An 18,598-nucleotide genomic window follows, 5' to 3' on the forward strand; every position below is an offset into this window, starting at 1 on the left:
TCCCGTCGTCGAAGATCCGCGGCCTACAGAGGGATGTTGCCGTGCTTCTTCGGAGGCAGGGATTCCCGCTTCGTGCGCAGCTGACGCAGGCCGCGCACGATGTGGGCGCGGGTGTCGGACGGCATGATCACCGCGTCGACGTAGCCGCGCTCCGCCGCGACGTAGGGGTTGAGGAGGGCGTCCTCGTACTCCTGGATCAGCCGGGCGCGCACGGCCTCGAGATCCTCGCCGCCGGCCTCCGCCTCGGCGAGGGTGCGCCGGTGCAGGATGTTGACCGCGCCCTGCGCGCCCATGACGGCGATCTGGGCGGTGGGCCAGGCCAGGTTGAGGTCGGCGCCGAGGTGCTTGGAGCCCATGACGTCGTACGCGCCGCCGAACGCCTTGCGGGTGATCACCGTGATCAGCGGGACGGTCGCCTCGGCGTAGGCGAAGATCAGCTTGGCGCCGCGACGGATGATGCCGGTGTGCTCCTGGTCGACGCCCGGAAGGAAGCCGGGCACGTCGACGAAGGTCAGCACGGGGACGTTGAAGGCGTCGCAGGTGCGCACGAAGCGCGCGGCCTTCTCCGAGGCGTCGATGTCCAGGCAGCCGGCGAACTGCATCGGCTGGTTGGCGACGATGCCGACCGGGTGGCCCTCCACCCGCCCGAACCCGGTGACGATGTTCGGTGCGAACAGCGCCTGCGTCTCGAAGAACTCGGCGTCGTCCATGACGTGTTCGATCACGGTGCGGATGTCGTACGGCTGGTTCGCGCTGTCCGGGACCAGCGTGTCCAGCTCCAGGTCCTCGGCGGTGGCCGAGAGGTCGGCCTCCTCCGGGAAGACCGGGGGCTCGCTGAGGTTGTTGGACGGCAGGTACGACAGCAGCTGCTTGACGTACTCGATGGCGTCCTTCTCGTCGCCCGCCATGTGATGGGCCACGCCCGACGCCGAGTTGTGGGTGCGGGCGCCGCCCAGCTCCTCGAAGCCGACGTCCTCGCCGGTGACCGTCTTGATGACGTCCGGGCCGGTGATGAACATGTGCGAGGTCTGGTCGACCATGACCGTGAAGTCGGTGATCGCGGGGGAGTAGACCGCGCCGCCCGCGCACGGCCCGACGACCAGCGAGATCTGCGGGATCACACCGGAGGCGTGGGTGTTGCGGCGGAAGATCTCGCCGTAGGCGCCGAGCGAGGCGACGCCCTCCTGGATCCGGGCGCCACCGGAGTCGTTGATCCCGATGACCGGGCAGCCGGTCTTCAGGGCGAAGTCCATCACCTTGACGATCTTCTGCCCGTAGACCTCGCCGAGGGCGCCGCCGAAGACGGTGAAGTCCTGCGAGAAGACGGCGACCGGACGGCCGTCGACCGTGCCGTACCCGGTGACGACGCCGTCCCCGTAGGGGCGGTTCTTCTCCAGCCCGAAGTTGGTGGAGCGGTGGCGGGCGAATTCGTCCAGCTCGACGAAGGAACCCTCGTCGAGGAGCAGCTCGATGCGCTCACGGGCCGTCAGCTTGCCCTTGGCGTGCTGCTTTTCGACGGCGCGCTCGGAGCCGGCGTGCGTCGCCTCGTGAATTCGGCGCTGCAGATCCGCGAGCTTGCCCGCGGTCGTGTGAATGTCGATCTCTTCCGCCTCGGACATCGGGATCGCGGCTCCCTGCCTGCTCATAAGGGGGGACGGTTACTCATCCGTAGCGTAGTGGGGGGTTCCTGGTTCGGCAGTGCGGCGTTTACCACACCTAGGGTGGCTTGCATGACGCCGCGAGATGCATCAGACGACAACAGCCGGTGGTCCGACCTGGACCGCCCGCCCCTCAACGCGACGGCGTTGCGTCGCGGGCTGGTGCGGGAGGGGAGCCTGTGGTCCGAGGTGGAGGTGGTGCCGCGCACCGGGTCCACCAACTCGGATCTGGTCGCCCGTGCCGCCGGGGGCGACCTCGCCGAGGGCGCCGTGCTGGTCGCGGAGGAGCAGACCGCCGGGCGGGGCCGCCTGGACCGGCAGTGGACCGCGCCGCCCCGCTCCGGCCTGTTCTTCTCCGTGCTGCTCAGGCCGGCCGGCGTGCCCCTGGCCCGCTGGGGCTGGCTGCCCCTGCTCACCGGCGTCGCCGTGGCGACCGGGCTGGCGCGGGCGGCCGACGTGGACACGGCGCTCAAGTGGCCCAACGACGTCCTCGTGACCGTCGACGGGGAGGAACGCAAGGCGGGCGGGATCCTCGCGGAGCGGGCCGCGGGCGAGGCGGTGGTGGTCGGCGTCGGCATCAACGTCACCCTGCGCAAGGACGAGCTGCCGGTGCCGCAGGCCGGCTCGCTGGCCCTGGCCGGGGCCCTGAGCACGGACCGGGACCCGCTGCTGCGGGCGGTGCTGCGGTCGCTGGAGGACTGGTACGGGCGCTGGCGGGCGGCCGACGGCGACCCCGGCGCGAGCGGTCTGCTGGAGGCGTACGCGGCGAACTGCGCGACCCTGGGCCGCATGGTGCGCGCGGAACTGCCGGGCGACCGGACGGTCGTCGGGGAGGCCGTGGCGGTGGACGGCGACGGACGGCTCGTCCTCGCCACGGAGAAGGGGGTGCAGGAGCCGGTGGGGGCCGGCGACATCGTGCACCTGCGGCCCGCGTGAGCACCGCCGGCCGGTCGGCGCGGTGCGGACGCCCCCGCGCCGGACGCCGGCTCCCGGGCCGGCTCACCTGCCGGCGTCCCTGACGGAGTGAGCTGGCGCACACCTGCCGTAGAGTTGAGGCCGGTCGAACCTGACCGTGGCAGATCGGAAGGGCAGCACGCGTGACCGTCGACGACACGGGCTCCGGCGCGGACGCGGACGACCGGAGGGACCCGCACGCCGCCGACTCCGGCGAGGAGGATCCGCTCGCGCTGCGTCTCGAAGGCCTCATTCTGGGCGCGGAGCGGCGCTACACCCCCTTTCAGGCGGCCCGCAGCGCCGGGGTCTCCATGGAACTGGCCTCCCGCTTCTGGCGGGCCATGGGCTTCGCCGACATCGGCCAGGCCAAGGCGCTGACGGAGGCCGACGTGCTGGCCCTGCGACGCCTCGCCGGTCTGGTCGAGGCGGGACTGCTCAGTGAGGCCATGGCCGTGCAGGTGGCCCGTTCCACCGGTCAGACCACCGCCCGCCTCGCCGAATGGCAGATCGACTCCTTCCTGGAGGGCCTGACCGAGCCGCCCGAGCCGGGGATGACCCGCACCGAGGTGACGTACCCGATCGTCGAGCTGCTGCTGCCCGAGCTGGAGGAGTTCCTCGTCTACGTCTGGCGGCGGCAGCTCGCCGCATCGGCCGGCCGGGTCGTGCAGGCCGGCGACGACGAGGAGATGGTGGACCGGCGCCTGGCGGTGGGCTTCGCCGACCTCGTCGGCTTCACCCGGCTGACCCGCCGCATGGAGGAGGAGGAACTCGGCGAGCTCGTGGAGGCCTTCGAGACGACCGCCGCCGACCTGGTCGCGGCCCGCGGCGGGCGGCTGATCAAGACCCTCGGCGACGAGGTGCTCTACGCCGCCGACGACGCCGGCACCGCCGCGGACATCGCCCTGCGGCTGGTGGAGACCATGGCGAACGACGAGACGATGCCCGAGCTGCGGGTCGGCATGGCGTTCGGCACGGTGACCACCCGGATGGGCGATGTCTTCGGTACGACCGTCAACCTTGCCTCCCGGCTCACCTCGATAGCGCCACGGGACGCCGTCCTCGTCGACAGCGCCTTCGCCGAGGAGCTGATCCGCACCGGTGACGCCCCCGCCTCCGAGGCGGAGGCCGCCGAGGCCGCGGCCGCGGCGGAGAAGGAGGGCGAGGAGCCCCCGGCGTACCGCTTCGCGCTCCAGCCGATGTGGCAGCGCCCGGTGCGTGGCCTGGGCGTGGTGGAGCCCTGGCTGCTCACGCGGCGGGACGAGGGTGCGGCGCCCTAGGCCCAGGTGGCTTTCCGGCGGGCTGCTGCCCCGGGCGCGGCCGGTCAGCGGGCGCCTCCGCCTTTCACACACAGGCCGATGATCGGGACGCAGAGCTCCGGCTGCTTCGGCGCGGGGGTGTGCGAGCCGTGGCTTCGCGTCGGCGCCGGGGTGGGGGTCGGTGGGGGCTTCGGCTGCGGGGCGGGGGTGTCGGTGGGCGCAGGCCGGTCGCCGTCCGGCGGGTTCGGGATCTCGGGGATGGTCGTGGGGACGGACGCCGGGGCGCCGGAAGCGGCCCGGGCGGGCGCTCCCCGGGCGGGGGACAGTGACATGGACGGTCTTGGGCCGGTGCCGGAGGCGGACGTGGTGGGCGCGGCGCTCACGAGGGGGAAGGTCGCCGAGGGCCCGGCGGTGGGGGCCGTTCCGGTCGTGGCGGCGGTCTCGGCGGCCCGGCCCGCCCCGTAGCCCGCCCCGGGGCGATGGGGCTCCGCCTCTGCGGTGCCGAGGCCGCCGACCCCGGACTCGGGCGCCAGCCGGACCAGGCTCAGCACCCCGGCGGCCAGTGCGAGCCCACCGGCCGCGAGCAGCACCTTGCGGGGGCGCGGCCGACGGTGCCGCCCACGGCCCCGCTGGTTCCATGGCAGCACCCGCAGACCACCGCCTCCGGACACGGTGGGGCTGGCGCAGGGGCGTACGTCTTCGGTGGGGGGCGCGGGGGCGGGGACGGGGGTGGGGGCGGTGGAATCGGGTGCCCGTGCCCCGTCCTCGGTGGTGGCGGGGGCCGCGACCTCCTCGGCCTCCTCGGCCTTCACAGCCTCTTTGGCTTCTACGGCCTCCACGGCCGGCGCGTCCGCCGCTCGGGCCTCCGCCGCCCCGGCGTCCGTCGCTTCGGTCCCCGGCGCCTCCGTGGCCGTCGTCCCGCTGTCGGCCGTCCCGGCGGCCCTCGCCCCGGCGTCCGTCGTCCCGGCGCCCGGCGCGTGAGCGTCCCTCGCCCCGGCGTCCATGGTCCTGCGCTGCGGTCCGGTGGCGTGCGCGTTCGTCGTGTTCGTCGTCATCGTGATCCCTCTCCGATGCGCTCGCGCCCCCGATGCGCCGTGGCGGAGGCACGTTATGCGCTCCTGTGAGGCTTCGGTAGGAGTTGGGCGAGATGTCACTCGAACGGGTAAACGGGGAACGGGTGAACGGGCATTGCGCCCTGAGGGAGACAGGGGCGAGAGCCGGGGGCGGGCCCCGCGTCCGGTTCGGCCCCCGGCCGGTGTCGGCCCTTTCCCCGCGCGGGTGCGGCTGCGATGATCGGGGAGGATGCTGTTAACACGCGTTAACCGGGAGGGTGTCATGAGCGAGGAGCGGTTCGGGGAGTTCGTGCTGGTGCGGCGGCACGATTACGTCGCGGAGCTCGTCCTCGACCGGCCCAAGGCCATGAACGCCGTGTCGACGGCGATGGCCCGGTCGATCGCGCAGGCGTGCGCCGCGCTGGCCGCCGACCGCGACGCCCGCGTGGTCGTCCTGACCTCGTCGCACGAGCGGGCGTTCTGCGTGGGGGCCGATCTGAAGGAGCGCAACTCCTTCTCCGACGCCGACCTGATGAAGCAGCGGCCGGTCGCGCGCGGGGCGTACACCGGCGTCCTGGAACTGCCGATGCCGACGATCGCCGCGGTGCACGGGTTCGCGCTCGGCGGCGGTTTCGAGCTGGCCCTGTCCTGCGACGTGATCGTGGCCGACCCCACGGCCGTGGTGGGACTGCCCGAGGTCTCCGTGGGCGTGATTCCGGGCGGTGGGGGTACGCAGCTCCTGCCGCGGCGGGTGGGCGCGGCGCGGGCGGCCGAGCTGATCTTCACCGCCCGGCGGCTGGAGGCCGATGAGGCGCACGGGCTGGGGCTCGTGGACCAGTTGGCGGCTCAGGGGCGGGACCGGGAGGAGGCCCTGGAGCTGGCCTCCCGGATGGCGGCGAACTCGCCGGTCGGCCTGCGCGCCGCCAAGCGCGCGCTGCGGCTCGGGCACGGGCTGGATCTGCGGGCAGGCCTGGAGGTCGAGGACGCCGCGTGGCGTTCGGTGGCGTTCTCGGGGGACCGGGCGGAAGGGGTGGCGGCCTTCAACGAGAAGCGCCCGGCGAGGTGGCCCGGCGAGTAGCAGGACCGGGTTCCCGCGCTCGGCCCCGGTGTTGGGCCTCCGGCGTACGGGCGCGCTGTGCGGCCTCCGGCGTACGGGCACGCCGTGCGGCCCGCGGGGCGCGACCCCCGGGTACGCGGCCCCGCGCCGCCCGGTACGCGGCGGCCACGCGCCGCGGTCCCCGGTGCCCCCACTGTCAGCCGCACCGATGTCCCCATTTGGGTAAAACATCCCTAACCTGGGGTAATGGGCGAGAACGGGCGGCTGGCGGCCGTGGTGGGGCTGGCGCAGGGGATGGCCGCGGCGCACGACCCGCGGGAGTCGTGGCGGGCCGCGGCGCTCGGCGCCTGCCGTGCGCTGGCCGGGAGCTTCGCCGCGCTCTCCGTGTGGGACCGGGGCCGCGGCCGGCTGCGGGTCCTCGTGAACGTGGGGGACCGGGCGCCGCAGGAGGAGGAGTTCCCCGAGGACGAGACCTACCCCGTGCACCAGTTCCCGGAGATCACCGAGTTCCTGCACGAGCGGTGGGTCGCGGGCGGCGAGCCCAATGCCTGGGTGGAGATCGCAGGCGGGCCCGCGCAGGGCGACGCCGGGTACTGCCACCAGCGGGTCGCCGCCCTGCGGCGGCGCGGCCGCGGCTGCTGTGTGGTCGCGCCTATCGTGCTGCACGGCCGTGCCTGTGGCGAACTCTACGTCGCCCGCTCGGCCGGCGCGCCCGTCTTCGACCGCGACGACGCCGACTTCGCCACGGTGCTGGCCGCCGTCGTGGCCGCCGGGATCGCCCAGACGGAGCAGGTGGAGGAGGCCCGCAGGCTGGCCTTCACCGACCCGCTGACGGGTCTGGCCAACCGCCGTGCCGTCGACGTGCGGCTCGACGAGGCGATCGAGCGGCACCGCCGGGACGGGACCGTCGTCAGCCTCGTCGTGTGCGACCTCAACGGGCTCAAGCGGGTCAACGACACCCTCGGGCACGCCGTCGGCGACCGGCTCCTGGAGCGCTTCGGGTCCGTGCTGTCGCTGTGCGGGGCGATGGTGCCCGGGGCCCTCGCGGCACGGCTCGGCGGGGACGAGTTCTGCCTGGTCGCGGCGGGGGCGTCCGCCGACGAGGTGGTCAAGGCGGCCGACGAGCTGTGCCGGCGGGCGGCCGAGTTGGAGCTGGGCGAGGGGGTGGCCTGCGGGATCGCGTCGACCGGGGACGCGATCGGGCCGGTGGTCTCCGCCCGCAGGCTGTTCCGGCTCGCCGACGCCGCCCAGTACCGTGCGAAGGCGCTGCGTGCGGAGCGGCCCGTGGTGGCCGGGCGCGAGGGTCCCGACGATCCGGTCGTCCGCCTCGCCGACGAGACGCCCCCGGGCGCCCGGGGCGTCGAGGGCCGGCCGGGCGTCCACGCGGAGCGTCGGCGCTTCCGGGGCCGCCGGCCGTGACCTGCCTGGGAGCGCCGCGACCTACCTTCGAGTAAGGGGTGCTCACCGGATCCACTAGTGACATCAAGGCATTCACTGCGTACGCTCCTGAATATGGATATGCACACTGTGGTGGTGGGGACGTCCGGGGTCACCGCGTCCGACGTTCTCGCCGTGGCGCGCGGCGGCGCGCGGATCGAGCTCTCCGGGGAGGCGGTGGCGGCCCTCGCGGCGGCCCGGGAGATCGTGGACGCCCTGGCGGCCAAGCCCGATCCCGTCTACGGCGTCAGCACCGGCTTCGGCGCCCTGGCGACCCGGCACATCAGCCGGGAGCTGCGCGCCCAGCTGCAGCGCAACATCGTCCGCTCGCACGCCGCCGGCATGGGACCGCGGGTCGAGCGGGAGGTCGTGCGCGCGCTGATGTTCCTGCGGCTGAAGACCGTCTGCTCCGGTCACACGGGCGTCCGCCCCGAGGTCGCCCGGACCATGGCCGACGTCCTCAACGCCGGGATCACCCCGGTCGTGCACGAGTACGGCTCCCTCGGCTGCTCCGGCGACCTCGCCCCGCTGTCCCACTGCGCCCTGACGCTCATGGGCGAGGGGGACGCCGAGGGCCCGGACGGCACGGTCCGCCCGGCCGGGGAGCTGCTGGCCGAGCACGGCATCGCGCCCGTCGAGCTGCGTGAGAAGGAGGGCCTCGCCCTCCTCAACGGCACCGACGGAATGCTCGGCATGCTGATCATGGCTCTCGCCGACCTGGAAGCCCTCTACAAGTCCGCCGACATCACCGCCGCCCTCAGCCTGGAGGCGCTGCTCGGCACGGACAAGGTCCTCGCCCCCGAGCTGCACGCCATCCGCCCGCACCCGGGCCAGGGCGCCTCCGCCGCCAACATGCTCGCCGTGCTCAAGGGGTCCGGGCTGACGGGGCACCACCAGGACGACGCCCCGCGCGTCCAGGACGCCTACTCCGTGCGCTGCGCCCCGCAGGTCGCCGGTGCCGGCCGTGACACCCTGGCGCACGCCCGGCTGGTCGCCGAGCGCGAACTGGCCTCCGCCGTCGACAACCCGGTGGTGCTGCCGGACGGCCGCGTCGAGTCCAACGGCAACTTCCACGGCGCCCCGGTGGCCTACGTCCTGGACTTCCTCGCCATCGCCGCCGCCGACCTCGGCTCCATCGCCGAGCGCCGCACCGACCGGCTGCTCGACAAGAACCGCAGCCACGGCCTGCCGCCGTTCCTCGCCGACGACGCCGGGGTCGACTCCGGGCTGATGATCGCGCAGTACACCCAGGCCGCCCTGGTGAGCGAGTTGAAGCGGCTCGCGGTGCCCGCGTCCGCGGACTCCATCCCGTCCTCCGCGATGCAGGAGGACCACGTCTCCATGGGCTGGTCGGCGGCGCGCAAGCTGCGTACGGCCGTCGGCAACCTCACCCGCGTCCTCGCGATCGAGCTGTACGCCGCCTCCCGCGCCATCGAGCTGCGCGAGGGGCTGAGCCCGGCCCCGGCCAGCCGCGCCGTCATCGACGCCGCACGCCGGGCGGGGGTCCAAGGCGCCGGTCCGGACCGGTTCCTGGCACCCGACCTCGCCGCCGCGGACGCCTTCGTGCGCGAGGGGCGGCTCCTCGCGGCGGCGGAGACGGTCACCGGCCCGCTGCTGTGAGACGTCCGGGGCCCCGCCCGTCGGCAGGGCCCCGGTCAAGTCACCGCGGCGGGGGAAGACTTCGGCAGGCTCAGAAACCGAGCCGTTCGCGGCGCACCGAATACACCACGAAGCCGGCGCCGACCGTGAGGAAGAGCGTTCCGCCGATGACGTAGGGAGTGGTGTCGACGCTTCCGGTGTCGGCCAGTTCCGTCTCGCCCTGGGCGAGGGTCCGGCCCTCGGTCCCGTCCGTCTCGGAGGCCGTGGACGCGGCCCGCGCCTGCTCCGTGACCCGCGTCGTCGGCGCGGCCGAGCTCTCCGCTCTGGCCGGCGCCTCCACCGTCGCGTTCGCGGAGGGAACGAACCACAGGGCGCCCAGCAGGGTGCCCGCGGTGGTGGCGGTCAGCAACGTGCGGCGAGCGGATGACACGGAATATCGATCCCCTTGTGGCGCTGGCGAATTGGCCGTGTGGGGCGATGTTAGTGAAAGTCGCGGGTCACGGGAAAGTCACAGGAGGTTTGAGCCGTACGCTCCGGGCATGACCACACCAGAGACATCACGTTTTGTACGGCTTCGCGTCGACCTGGTTCTGGCGATCGACGACGAGGCCGCCGTGACCGGGGCGGCCCGGCGGCGTCTCGCCGAGGACAGCGAGGTGGCCCCGGAGGACCGGGCCCGCACGGAGAGCGCTGTGACGGAGGACACCGCGGAGGCGCTGGCGTATCTCGTGGATCCGTTCGTACTGGTCGGCGAGGTGCCGGGGGTGGAGCTGCATCAGGCCTCCTGGTCCAGCGAGCGAATCGAGTACGACCCCGCCTCGCCCGGCTGGGAGTTGGGCGAGGATGATGTCGACGGGGACTACGACGACGACGAGGACGACGAGAGCCGGGAAGTGGATGGCGCGGAGTATCGCGGGTACTCCGGCTGACATCGCCCGGGCCGTCGGCGGCCCCGGGCGGCAACCGCCGTCCGGGGTTCCGTCGTCCGAAACGGACGTACGGCCGGTGCTCGCACCGCCCTCGCGGACGTGGTGTGTCCCACACCACGGGGCCCTGGGGAGCGGTACGAACCGGTCGTAACGTTGATGTTTCCGCACGGGGGCTCGGGGCTATTGGGGATTCGGCAACCATGGAGAAGCGTGTGATGACGGACAGTAAGCGGCGCAAGGGTCTGATGACCGCGTCCGCACTGCTCGGCGGTGTTCTGGTACTGACGGGGTGCTCCGGCAGCAGCAGCGCCTCGGGTTCAGCCGGCGACGACACCTCGCAGGCCAAGGCCGACAAGGCGGCCGCGCAGGAGACCTCCGACGCCCAGATCAAGATCACCCCGGCGGACGGGTCCGACAACGCCTCCATCAACAACGCCGCCGCCGTCACCGTGACCCAGGGCACGCTGACCGAGGTCACCATGACCACGAGCGACGGCAAGACCGTGGCGGGCCAGATATCCGCCGACAAGAAGAGCTGGAGGCCCAGCGGCCAGCTCGAGCGGGCGACCACCTACAAGGTCGCGGCGACCGCCACGGACGCCAAGGGCCGCGCCGCCCACGAGAACGCCTCGTTCACCACGGTCGCCCCGGCGCACAGCTTCATCGGCAGCTTCACACCGGACAACGGCACCACGGTCGGCGTCGGCATGCCCGTGTCGATCAACTTCGACAAGGCGATCACCAACAAGGCGGCCGTCCAGAAGGGCATCACCGTCACCTCCAGCAGCGGCCAGGAGGTCGTCGGCCACTGGTTCAGCCCCAACCGCCTCGACTTCCGCCCCGAGCAGTACTGGAAGGCCGGCTCCACCGTCACCCTGAAGCTCGCCCTCGACGGCGTCCAGGGTGCCCAGGGCGTCTACGGCGTCCAGCAGAAGACGGTCACCTTCCACATCGGCCGCAACCAGGTGTCCTACGTCGACGCGAAGACCAAGCAGATGAAGGTCACGCAGGACGGCAAGGTCGTCAAGACCATCCCGATCTCCGCCGGCGCGCCCGACCACACCACGTACCAGGGCCAGATGGTGATCGCGGAGAAGTTCGTCCAGACCCGGATGAACGGCGCGACGGTCGGCTTCAAGGACGACGACGGCAAGGGCGAGTACGACATCAAGGACGTGCCGCACGCCATGCGCCTGACCACGTCCGGCACCTTCATCCACGGCAACTACTGGGGCGCGCCGTCCGTCTTCGGCAACGTCAACACCAGTCACGGCTGTGTCGGTCTGCAGGACAAGAAGGGCGCGAAGGACGCGAAGACGGCGGCCGCGTGGTTCTTCAACCACTCGCTCGTCGGTGACGTCGTGGTCGTCTCCCACACCGGCGACAAGACCGTCGCCCCGGACAACGGCCTCAACGGCTGGAACCTGAACTGGGCGCAGTGGAAGGCCGGATCGGCCGTCTGACGCACCCTCGCACATCACGCCGATGCCGCCCTCAGGGGCGGCATCGGTGTTTCCTCCGCCACGGCTGACCTTCGCCATGGTCACCCACGACTCCGCCCTCCCGCGCCGGCCCCCGGGCCTGGCCACGCTCCGAAAGGGCCGCGGCACCGCCAGGGAGGACGCGGGCGCCCGACCGCGCGTACCTGCGGCGGGCCGGGGTGGCGCGGACGGCGACTGTGCCGACAGCGAACGGCCCGCCGGAAGTACGGCATCCGGCGGGCCGTCCGTGTTTCGTTGGACCCATGACCGCTCACACCGTGGAGTACATCCGGTACCGCGTCCCCGAGCAGCAGTCGGCCGAGTTCCTCGCCGCCCACCGCCGCGCCGCGACCCGGCTCGCTGCGGCACCCCAGTGCGTCGACTACGAACTGGCCCGCGCCGAGGACGACTTCGAGCACTACATCCTGCGCGTCACCTGGACCTCGACCCAGGACCACGTGGAGGGTTTCCGCTCGTCGGACCTCTTCCCCGCCTACGCCGCCGAGGTCGGCCCCTACGCCGAGCAGGTCGAGGAGTCGCGCCACTACAAGGCGACCGCGGTCCGCGGGACCGGCGCCGCGACCCCCACCCTGTACGCGTGGGCGGGCGGGGACGAGGCCTTCTCGCGCCTCACGGACGTCTTCTACGCCAAGGTCGTCGAGGACGACCTCCTCGCGCCGCTCTTCGCCGACCTGCCCGCCGAGCACGCCCGGCACGTCGCGCTCTGGCTGGCCGAGGTATTCGGCGGTCCCGCCGCCTACTCGGAGACCCAGGGCGGCCACTCCCACATGGTCGCCCGGCACGCCGGCCTCGGCATCACCGAGCCGCAGCGCCGCCGCTGGGTCGAACTCGTCCAGGACGCCGCCGACGAGGCGGGCCTGCCGACCGACGCGGAGTTCCGCTCGGCGTTTCTGGCCTACGTGGAGTGGGGCACCCGGCTGGCGGTGCACTTCTCCGCCCCGGGCGCGACGCCTCCGGCCCCGCAGCCGGTCCCGAAGTGGACCTGGGGTGCGGCACCCCCGTACCCGGGCTGACCCGCCCCGGCGTCCTCGCGGCGTGCCCGCCGGCTCGCGGTGCGCGCGGTCAGCTCGCGGCGCCCGCGCGGGTCGCGTCCGCGCCCCAGCTCGCCAGCAGCCGCAGGGCCTCCGCGGAGGGGGAGGCCGGTTCGGCGTGGTAGACGAGCAGCGTCTGCTCGGCGTCGTCGGCGAGCTTGAAGGACTCGTACTGCAGGGCGAGTTCGCCGACGAGCGGGTGCCGCAGGCGCTTGACGCCGTGGCTCTTCTCCTTGACGTCGTGGGTGGCCCACAGCCGCCGGAAGTCCTCGCTCTTCACCGACAGCTCACCGACCAGCGCCGACAGCCGGGGGTCGTCCGGGTAGCAGCCGGCCTCCATGCGCAGCGCGCAGACGATGTCGATCGCCTTCTGCTCCCAGTCGACGTAGAGATCGCGGTACTCGGGCCGCAGGAAGACCGTCCGCGCCCAGTTGCGGTCCTGCGCAGGAAGTTCCGACCAGTCGCCGAAGACCGCCGCCGCCATCCGGTTCCACGCCAGGATCTCCGCGCGCCGCCCCACGACGTACGCCGGCACCCCGTCCATCGTGTCCAGCAACTGCCGCAGCGACCCCCGCACCTGCTGCGTCCGCGTCGCCGCCTTCTTCTTGTGCCTGGGCTTCGGCTTCGCCAGATGCGTCAGATGCGCGTGCTCGGCGTCGGTGAGCCGCAGCGCCCGCGCGATGGAGTCCAGCACCTCCCCCGACACGTTCCGCCCGTTGCCCTGCTCCAGGCGCGTGTAATACGCCACCGACACCCCGGCCAGCTGCGCCAGCTCCTCCCGGCGCAGCCCCGGCACCCTGCGGTACCGACCGTGGTCCGGCAGCCCCACGTCCTCCGGCTTCAGCCGGGCGCGCCGGGTGCGCAGGAACTCGCTGAGCTCGGCGCGCCGGTCCAGTCCCGCCCCGGCGTCCCTCCCGGCGGGCGCGCCGCCGGCGTGCACGGCTTCGGGCTGTACGTCCATGACGTCCAGTATTCATGGTCGTACGCACATGAGCCTGACCCCGCCAGTGGTAGGCACGGTGAACGTAGGCAAAGGCGTGGCCTGGGTGGTCTTCGGGATCCCGGGCACTCTGGGGGTCGCGCCCGGACACGAAAGGCAGCCGGGCGCGACCGACCGCTAGGAGAACCCCCGGCATGACCACTGTTGCTGCATACGCCGCACCCGCCGCCAAGGCTCCGCTGGAGCGCACCACGATCGAGCGCCGCGCGGTCGGCGAGTTCGATGTCCTGATCGACATCAAGTTCGCCGGAATCTGCCACTCCGACATTCACCAGGCCCGAGAGGGCTGGGGCGAGGCGATCTTCCCGATGGTCCCCGGCCACGAGATCGCCGGCGTCGTCTCCGAGGTGGGCCCCGGTGTCACCAAGTTCCAGGTCGGCGACCGGGTGGGCGTCGGCTGCATGGTCGACTCCTGCCGCGAGTGCGAGAACTGCAAGGCGGGCGACGAGCAGTACTGCGTCAAGGGCGCCACGATGACGTACAACGGCATCGGCAAGGACGGGGAGCCGACCCAGGGCGGCTACTCGGAGAAGGTCGTCGTCGACGAGAACTACGTCCTGCGCATTCCCGACGGCCTGCCCCTCGACGTCGCCGCCCCGCTGCTGTGCGCCGGCATCACCACCTACTCCCCGCTCAAGCACTGGGGCGCCGGCCCCGGCAAGAAGGTCGCCGTCCTCGGCATGGGGGGCCTCGGCCACATGGCCGTGAAGATCGCGCACGCCCTCGGCGCCGAGGTGACCGTCCTGTCGCAGTCGCTGCGCAAGAAGGACGACGGGCTGAAGCTGGGCGCCGACCACTACTACGCCACCAGCGACCCGAAGACCTTCGAGGAGCTCCAGGGCACCTTCGACCTGATCGTCTCCACGGTCTCCGCCCCGCTCGACCTCGGCGCGTTCCTGTCGCTGCTCAAGACGCGCGGCGCGCTGGTGAACGTGGGCGCCCCGGAGGAGCCGATCGCCCTCAACCTCTTCTCGGTGATCGGCGGCGGCAAGACGCTGGCCGGCTCCATGATCGGCGGCATCGCCGAGACCCAGGAGATGCTCGACTTCTGCGCCGAGCACAGCCTGGGCGCCGAGATCGAGCTGATCGGCGCCGAGCAGATCAACGACGCCTACGAGCGCGTGCTCGCCAGCGACGTCCGCTACCGCTTCGTGATCGACACCGCGACGATCTGACCCTGCCCCGGGGGAGGGGGCGGCCGTGCGGCGCCCCCCGCGGAGCTTGCCGTCGGCGCCCCCGAGGAGATACGGCCTCAGGGGCGCCGGGGCGGGTGCCGGGGCGGGGATACGGAGAGTGACACTGCGGGGCGCGGCGCGTGGCGCCGCCCGTGCAGGGTGTCCCCCCTGCGCCCGTCACCGGTCGTGTTCGTCCCGTCAGTCGTTTCCGTGCTGCCCGGACTGCCCGTGCTTGCCGTCCTGTCCGCAGGAGTCCAGCAGCCCGGAGACCGCCTGGGACCAGGTCCACAGGCCCGCGAGGCGGCTCTGGAGCTTCGCCGCCCAGGTGAACGCCGCCTCCCGGTCGCGCAGCACCGCCTCGATGGCGTGGCCCCACTCGGTGACGTCCCGGACGTCGTCCCGGGTCGTCGTCACCACGACGCGGGCCGCCTCGTCCGGGGAGAGAAGTTCCCGCAGCAGCTCGCCGAGCCCGCTGGCGCTGCTGACGAGCACGGGGGCGCCCGCGACGATGGCCTCCACCCCGACCAGGCCGAAGCCCTCGCTGCGGGACGGCATGAGCACCAGACTCGCCGCCTTCAGGTCGGCCGCCAGCCGTTCGTGCTGGGTCGAGTACGGGCTCACCCGGACGGAGAGGGCGGCGTCCTCCGCCCAGTCGCGCATCTGCTTCTCGAGCGCGCCGGACTCCCCCTCGGGAGCGCCGCGGACCAGCAGCTCCACCGCCGTCGTCCCGGCCGCCCGGCGCCGCTGCGCCAGGGAGAAGGCCCGAGCGGCCAGATCGAGGCCCTTGAGCCGGTGGTCCTCGGCGCGGCCGAACAGCAGCGTCATCCAGGGCGCGCCCAGCGGGGGCGTACGGGGCTGGGTGGTGTCGGCGTCGAACCCGGGGTCGAAGCGGAGGACCTTCTCCTTGTCCACGCCGCGCGCCTGGAGATCGCGGAGGAACCAGTTGTACATGCGCGGCCCCACCACCACGACCCGGTGGGCGTCCGTGCTCAGCTCCAGCTCGATCTGCTGCCGCTCCTCCGCCAGCCTGCCGACGTCCTCGCCGCGGTCGAGCTTCAGCCGCTCGATGTCGTCCGGGATCATGTGGATGAAGTGCAGCCGTCTGGCGTGCGGGAAGGCGTCGCCGAGGTGGTGCGCGGCCGGGCCGGTGATCCGTCCGTGCCCGACGATGAAGTCCGGGTCGGCGCCGTTCGGGAGCGCGGGCTTGCGGAAGAGCCGCTGCGTGTCGGAGACGCCGGGCGTCTGCTGCGCCTGGATGAGCCGGACGCCCTTCGCCGCCGCGTCCTCGTACTCGCCCGGCGTCGCCTGAAGCACCACGCAGAAGACCTGGGTGCCGGCCGCCGCCAGCGCCGTGCACAGTTGCCGGTTGAAGGTGCTCAGCCCGCCGTGGGCCGACGACCACTCGGTGGCCAGCACGAGGAACCGGAGACGGTCGTCGGACATCGGCGCGTTTCCTGCCTTCTGGTCTCGGGGGAGCACCGGGTCGCCGTACTGCGGCCGGGTCACGACGGCCGCCAGGCCGGTGAGCGTGGGGGGCAGGACGGGGAACTCGTAGGCGGGGTTGGCCGCTCCGACCTTCCCCACCTGCTGGTCCCACTCGCCGAGCAGGACCGAACGGATCTCCTCGGCGGCGGTCGGCGGCGTCGCGCTTCCCAGGTAGGTGCCGAGCAGATGGGACGCCCGGGGCAGGTCGCCGTTCTGGAGCGCGACCGCCGCGGCGAGCCAGGTGTTGACGTTCCCCGTCGTCAGCCTGAGAGAGGGGTACTTGTCCAGCGCCGCCTGCGCGCGGCGCGCCTCACCGGCCCCGAGCCAGCCCATCGCCTCGTGCACGGAGAGGGCGAGGTAGGCGGGGGCCTGCGCCCTGACCTCCGCGGCGAGTTCCGCCGCCTCGCGCCAGCGGCCGTGGCGCTGCGCCGACAGGGACCGCGCCAGGCACAGTTGTATGTGCCACCCCGGTTGGCGCAGCCAGCCGATCACCTCGTTCAGCAGGTCGTCGGTGGGCTCCGCGGCGGCGATCCGGATCGCCGCCTCCGCCAGCCGGGACTTCTGGTCCTCGGTGTGCCCCGTGCCCTTCCGCAGGGCCTTGACCGCCTCGTCGGCCCGCCCCAGGGCGCACAGGGACGCGCCGAGCAGCTGGTAGATGCTGAAGAGGCTCTTGCTCGGAGCCACGGAGGCGGCGGCCTTGCGGGCCGCGGGCACGGCGGCCTCGAGCCCCTCGACGGCCCGGACGAGCTGCACCCACAGCACCCAGGGGATGGCGTGGTCCTGCCCGGCCGTGGAACGCTCGGCGTGCCGCAGGGCCTCGGCGAGCTCGCCGTGCCCGGCCCGGTCCCGCAGCAGCGTCGCCAGATGGTAGTGCGCGGCGGCGCCGCCGGAGACGGTGAGATAGGCCCGCAACAGTGCGATGCGGGCGTCCCGTTCCTCGTCCGAGGACGGCCGGGAGGCGGACCAGCCGTACCGGTGCTCCATGTACCCGTGGACGGACCGCATGGCGTCCGCGAAGACATCGTCGGCCGCGGCCTCCGTCAGATGGAACTGCGCGTTGCTGAGCGCCCCGGCGAGCACCAGGTCCCGGGTGCGGATGTTGGAGGCGGCGTAGAGCGGGCGGGCGTACCACTCACCGGCGCGCCGGTGCGCCTCCCGCCAGGCCGCCTCGTCGCGCTGCATGCGCACACCGTCGACCTCCCGGACCAGCGGATGCACCTGGTACAGGGTGTGCGGGCCCGAGTCGCTCTGCCAGGCGGGCGCACGCGCGGTCATCAGATAGCGCTCGAGCAGCTCGTCCATCCGCGGCTCGATGTCGCCGTGGTCGTCGCCGCCCATCGTCTCCACGAGCTTCCACGGCGCCCACTCCCGCAGGATGGACAGGTCGCGCAGGAAGGCGCGGGTCTCGGCGGGCAGGCCTTCGGCGGCCTTGGCCAGCAGCCTGCGCTCGATGTCCTCGACGAGCTGCATCCGGGCGGGTTCCTTCGGCAGGACCGCGGCGGGCGGGAGCAGGTCGTCCAGGGAGTGCTTCTTGAGCAGGAACCCGAGCAGCCGCAGTGCTCGCGGGTTCGCCCCGAGCCGGCGGATCACCTCCACCCGGCGTCCCACCGGGAAACGGGCGTCGGTGTCCTGCGCGGTGAGGCCCTTCAGCACGATCCGCGTGGCGTCGTCCGCCTCCGGGATCGGCAACTCCTCCACATGGAAGGACTCGGTCCAGTCGGCGTCGACCAAGCGGTTGGACACCAGCCACAGACAGCCCCCGTCCGGCGGGCGTTTCGCGAGCCTCTCCACCCCCCTGAACCAGGCCTGCCGCAGATGCCCCCCGGCGTCCAGCAGACGCTGGAACTCGTCCACGACGACCAGCGCCCCGGCACGCAGCACTTCCCGCGCCGCCGTGGCGAAGTCGCTGTTGCTTGGGATCGTCTCGGCCAACTCGCGGTGCCCGCCGGCGACGAGTTCCTCCACGAGACGGCTCACCAGCACACCGTTGACGTCCGCGGCCTCGAACGGCACGTCGAGGCACACCGTCGGCGCGCCCTCGCGCGCCGCCTTGGCCAGCAGGGGGGCGACCACCGCCTGGGTCTTGCCGACCCCCGGCATCCCCGTCAGCACAGCCGCTCCGCGCCCCTCGACCCGCCAGCCCTGCCACAGCCGGTGAGCCACCCCTTGGCGTTCAGCCCCGTCGAGGCCGGGAATCAGGTCCGCCTCATGTCCCCGCGTCATGCCTTCTTATTACAGCAGTCCGCCGAAAGTCGCACGTAACTCCTGCTGGCTGCCCGGGTCTCGGCCGTACTTCAGCCCGCTCTCCCTCCGACTGGTCACGCCGGTAGGCCGGTTGCCCCGCAGCGGACCACCGCCACTGAGCAACCGTCAGGGACGGATGGCGGTCTGCCCCGAGTGCGTCCCGCACCGAGGCCCACGCATGAACGTCAACTGCTGACGGCCTTCCAGACGATCACGGTG

The 18,598-nt window shown here is 72.9% G+C and carries 14 protein-coding genes; 9 read left to right on the forward strand and 5 right to left on the reverse strand.

Going from position 1 to position 18,598, the window contains the following annotated elements:
• Positions 1–23 precede the first annotated feature (23 nt).
• The gene (locus ACF1A5_RS02250; RefSeq protein ID WP_392190900.1) at positions 24–1,619 is read right to left on the reverse strand and encodes an acyl-CoA carboxylase subunit beta; all 1,596 of its coding nucleotides are present in this window, start codon (positions 1,617–1,619) and stop codon (positions 24–26) included.
• A 111-nt stretch (positions 1,620–1,730) separates the two neighbouring features.
• Here ACF1A5_RS02250 and ACF1A5_RS02255 point away from each other — a divergent pair, with 111 nt between their 5' ends.
• Together ACF1A5_RS02255 and ACF1A5_RS02260 are read left to right on the forward strand one after the other, a co-directional pair.
• Entirely contained in the window at positions 1,731–2,594 is an 864-nt protein-coding gene (locus ACF1A5_RS02255; protein ID WP_392190901.1) for a biotin--[acetyl-CoA-carboxylase] ligase, read from the forward strand.
• A gap of 161 nt (positions 2,595–2,755) precedes the next feature.
• Positions 2,756–3,889 (forward strand): adenylate/guanylate cyclase domain-containing protein, encoded by a 1,134-nt coding sequence (locus tag ACF1A5_RS02260; RefSeq protein WP_392190902.1) that lies wholly within the window; start codon positions 2,756–2,758, stop codon positions 3,887–3,889.
• Between the two features lie 44 nt (positions 3,890–3,933).
• On the opposite strand, the gene ACF1A5_RS02265 is transcribed toward ACF1A5_RS02260, so the two are convergent.
• Positions 3,934–4,923 carry a hypothetical protein gene (locus tag ACF1A5_RS02265; RefSeq protein ID WP_392190903.1) on the reverse strand — a complete coding sequence of 330 codons (990 nt, stop codon included), beginning with the start codon at positions 4,921–4,923 and terminating at the stop codon, positions 3,934–3,936.
• 280 nt (positions 4,924–5,203) lie between these two features.
• On the opposite strand from ACF1A5_RS02265, the gene ACF1A5_RS02270 reads away from it, so the two are divergent.
• The 3 genes from ACF1A5_RS02270 (at position 5,204) to hutH (ending at position 9,034) form a co-directional block, all read left to right on the forward strand.
• A complete protein-coding gene (locus tag ACF1A5_RS02270; protein ID WP_392190904.1) occupies positions 5,204–5,998 on the forward strand; it encodes an enoyl-CoA hydratase/isomerase family protein in 795 nt (264 codons plus the stop codon).
• Positions 5,999–6,223: 225 nt separating this feature from the next.
• Positions 6,224–7,396 (forward strand): diguanylate cyclase domain-containing protein, encoded by a 1,173-nt coding sequence (locus ACF1A5_RS02275; RefSeq protein ID WP_392190905.1) that lies wholly within the window; start codon positions 6,224–6,226, stop codon positions 7,394–7,396.
• A 99-nt stretch (positions 7,397–7,495) separates the two neighbouring features.
• The gene (hutH, locus tag ACF1A5_RS02280; protein ID WP_392191199.1) at positions 7,496–9,034 is read left to right on the forward strand and encodes a histidine ammonia-lyase; all 1,539 of its coding nucleotides are present in this window, start codon (positions 7,496–7,498) and stop codon (positions 9,032–9,034) included.
• Between the two features lie 70 nt (positions 9,035–9,104).
• On the opposite strand, the gene ACF1A5_RS02285 is transcribed toward hutH, so the two are convergent.
• Positions 9,105–9,443, reverse strand: a complete 339-nt coding sequence (locus tag ACF1A5_RS02285; protein ID WP_392190906.1) for a hypothetical protein — start codon at positions 9,441–9,443, stop codon at positions 9,105–9,107.
• A gap of 109 nt (positions 9,444–9,552) precedes the next feature.
• On the opposite strand from ACF1A5_RS02285, the gene ACF1A5_RS02290 reads away from it, so the two are divergent.
• The 3 genes from ACF1A5_RS02290 (at position 9,553) to ACF1A5_RS02300 (ending at position 12,457) form a co-directional block, all read left to right on the forward strand.
• The gene (locus ACF1A5_RS02290) at positions 9,553–9,942 is read left to right on the forward strand and encodes a hypothetical protein (RefSeq protein WP_392190907.1); all 390 of its coding nucleotides are present in this window, start codon (positions 9,553–9,555) and stop codon (positions 9,940–9,942) included.
• A gap of 215 nt (positions 9,943–10,157) precedes the next feature.
• On the forward strand, positions 10,158–11,405 hold the full coding sequence (locus ACF1A5_RS02295; RefSeq protein WP_392190908.1) for an Ig-like domain-containing protein: 1,248 nt from the start codon (positions 10,158–10,160) through the stop codon (positions 11,403–11,405).
• A gap of 281 nt (positions 11,406–11,686) precedes the next feature.
• Positions 11,687–12,457, forward strand: a complete 771-nt coding sequence (locus ACF1A5_RS02300) for a group II truncated hemoglobin (RefSeq protein ID WP_392190909.1) — start codon at positions 11,687–11,689, stop codon at positions 12,455–12,457.
• A gap of 49 nt (positions 12,458–12,506) precedes the next feature.
• Here ACF1A5_RS02300 and ACF1A5_RS02305 read toward each other — a convergent pair whose 3' ends face one another.
• A complete protein-coding gene (locus ACF1A5_RS02305) occupies positions 12,507–13,436 on the reverse strand; it encodes a helix-turn-helix domain-containing protein (RefSeq protein ID WP_392190910.1) in 930 nt (309 codons plus the stop codon).
• A gap of 173 nt (positions 13,437–13,609) precedes the next feature.
• Between ACF1A5_RS02305 and ACF1A5_RS02310 the strand changes: the two genes are divergently transcribed.
• Positions 13,610–14,650 (forward strand): NAD(P)-dependent alcohol dehydrogenase, encoded by a 1,041-nt coding sequence (locus tag ACF1A5_RS02310; RefSeq protein WP_392190911.1) that lies wholly within the window; start codon positions 13,610–13,612, stop codon positions 14,648–14,650.
• Between the two features lie 198 nt (positions 14,651–14,848).
• Here the strand turns inward: ACF1A5_RS02310 and ACF1A5_RS02315 are convergent, their stop codons facing one another.
• On the reverse strand, positions 14,849–18,358 hold the full coding sequence (locus tag ACF1A5_RS02315) for a glycosyltransferase (RefSeq protein ID WP_392190912.1): 3,510 nt from the start codon (positions 18,356–18,358) through the stop codon (positions 14,849–14,851).
• Between the last annotated feature and the right edge of the window lie 240 nt (positions 18,359–18,598).

Origin of the sequence: Streptomyces sp. NPDC014864, from assembly GCF_043081525.1 — a bacterium.
GTDB lineage: Bacteria > Actinomycetota > Actinomycetes > Streptomycetales > Streptomycetaceae > Streptomyces.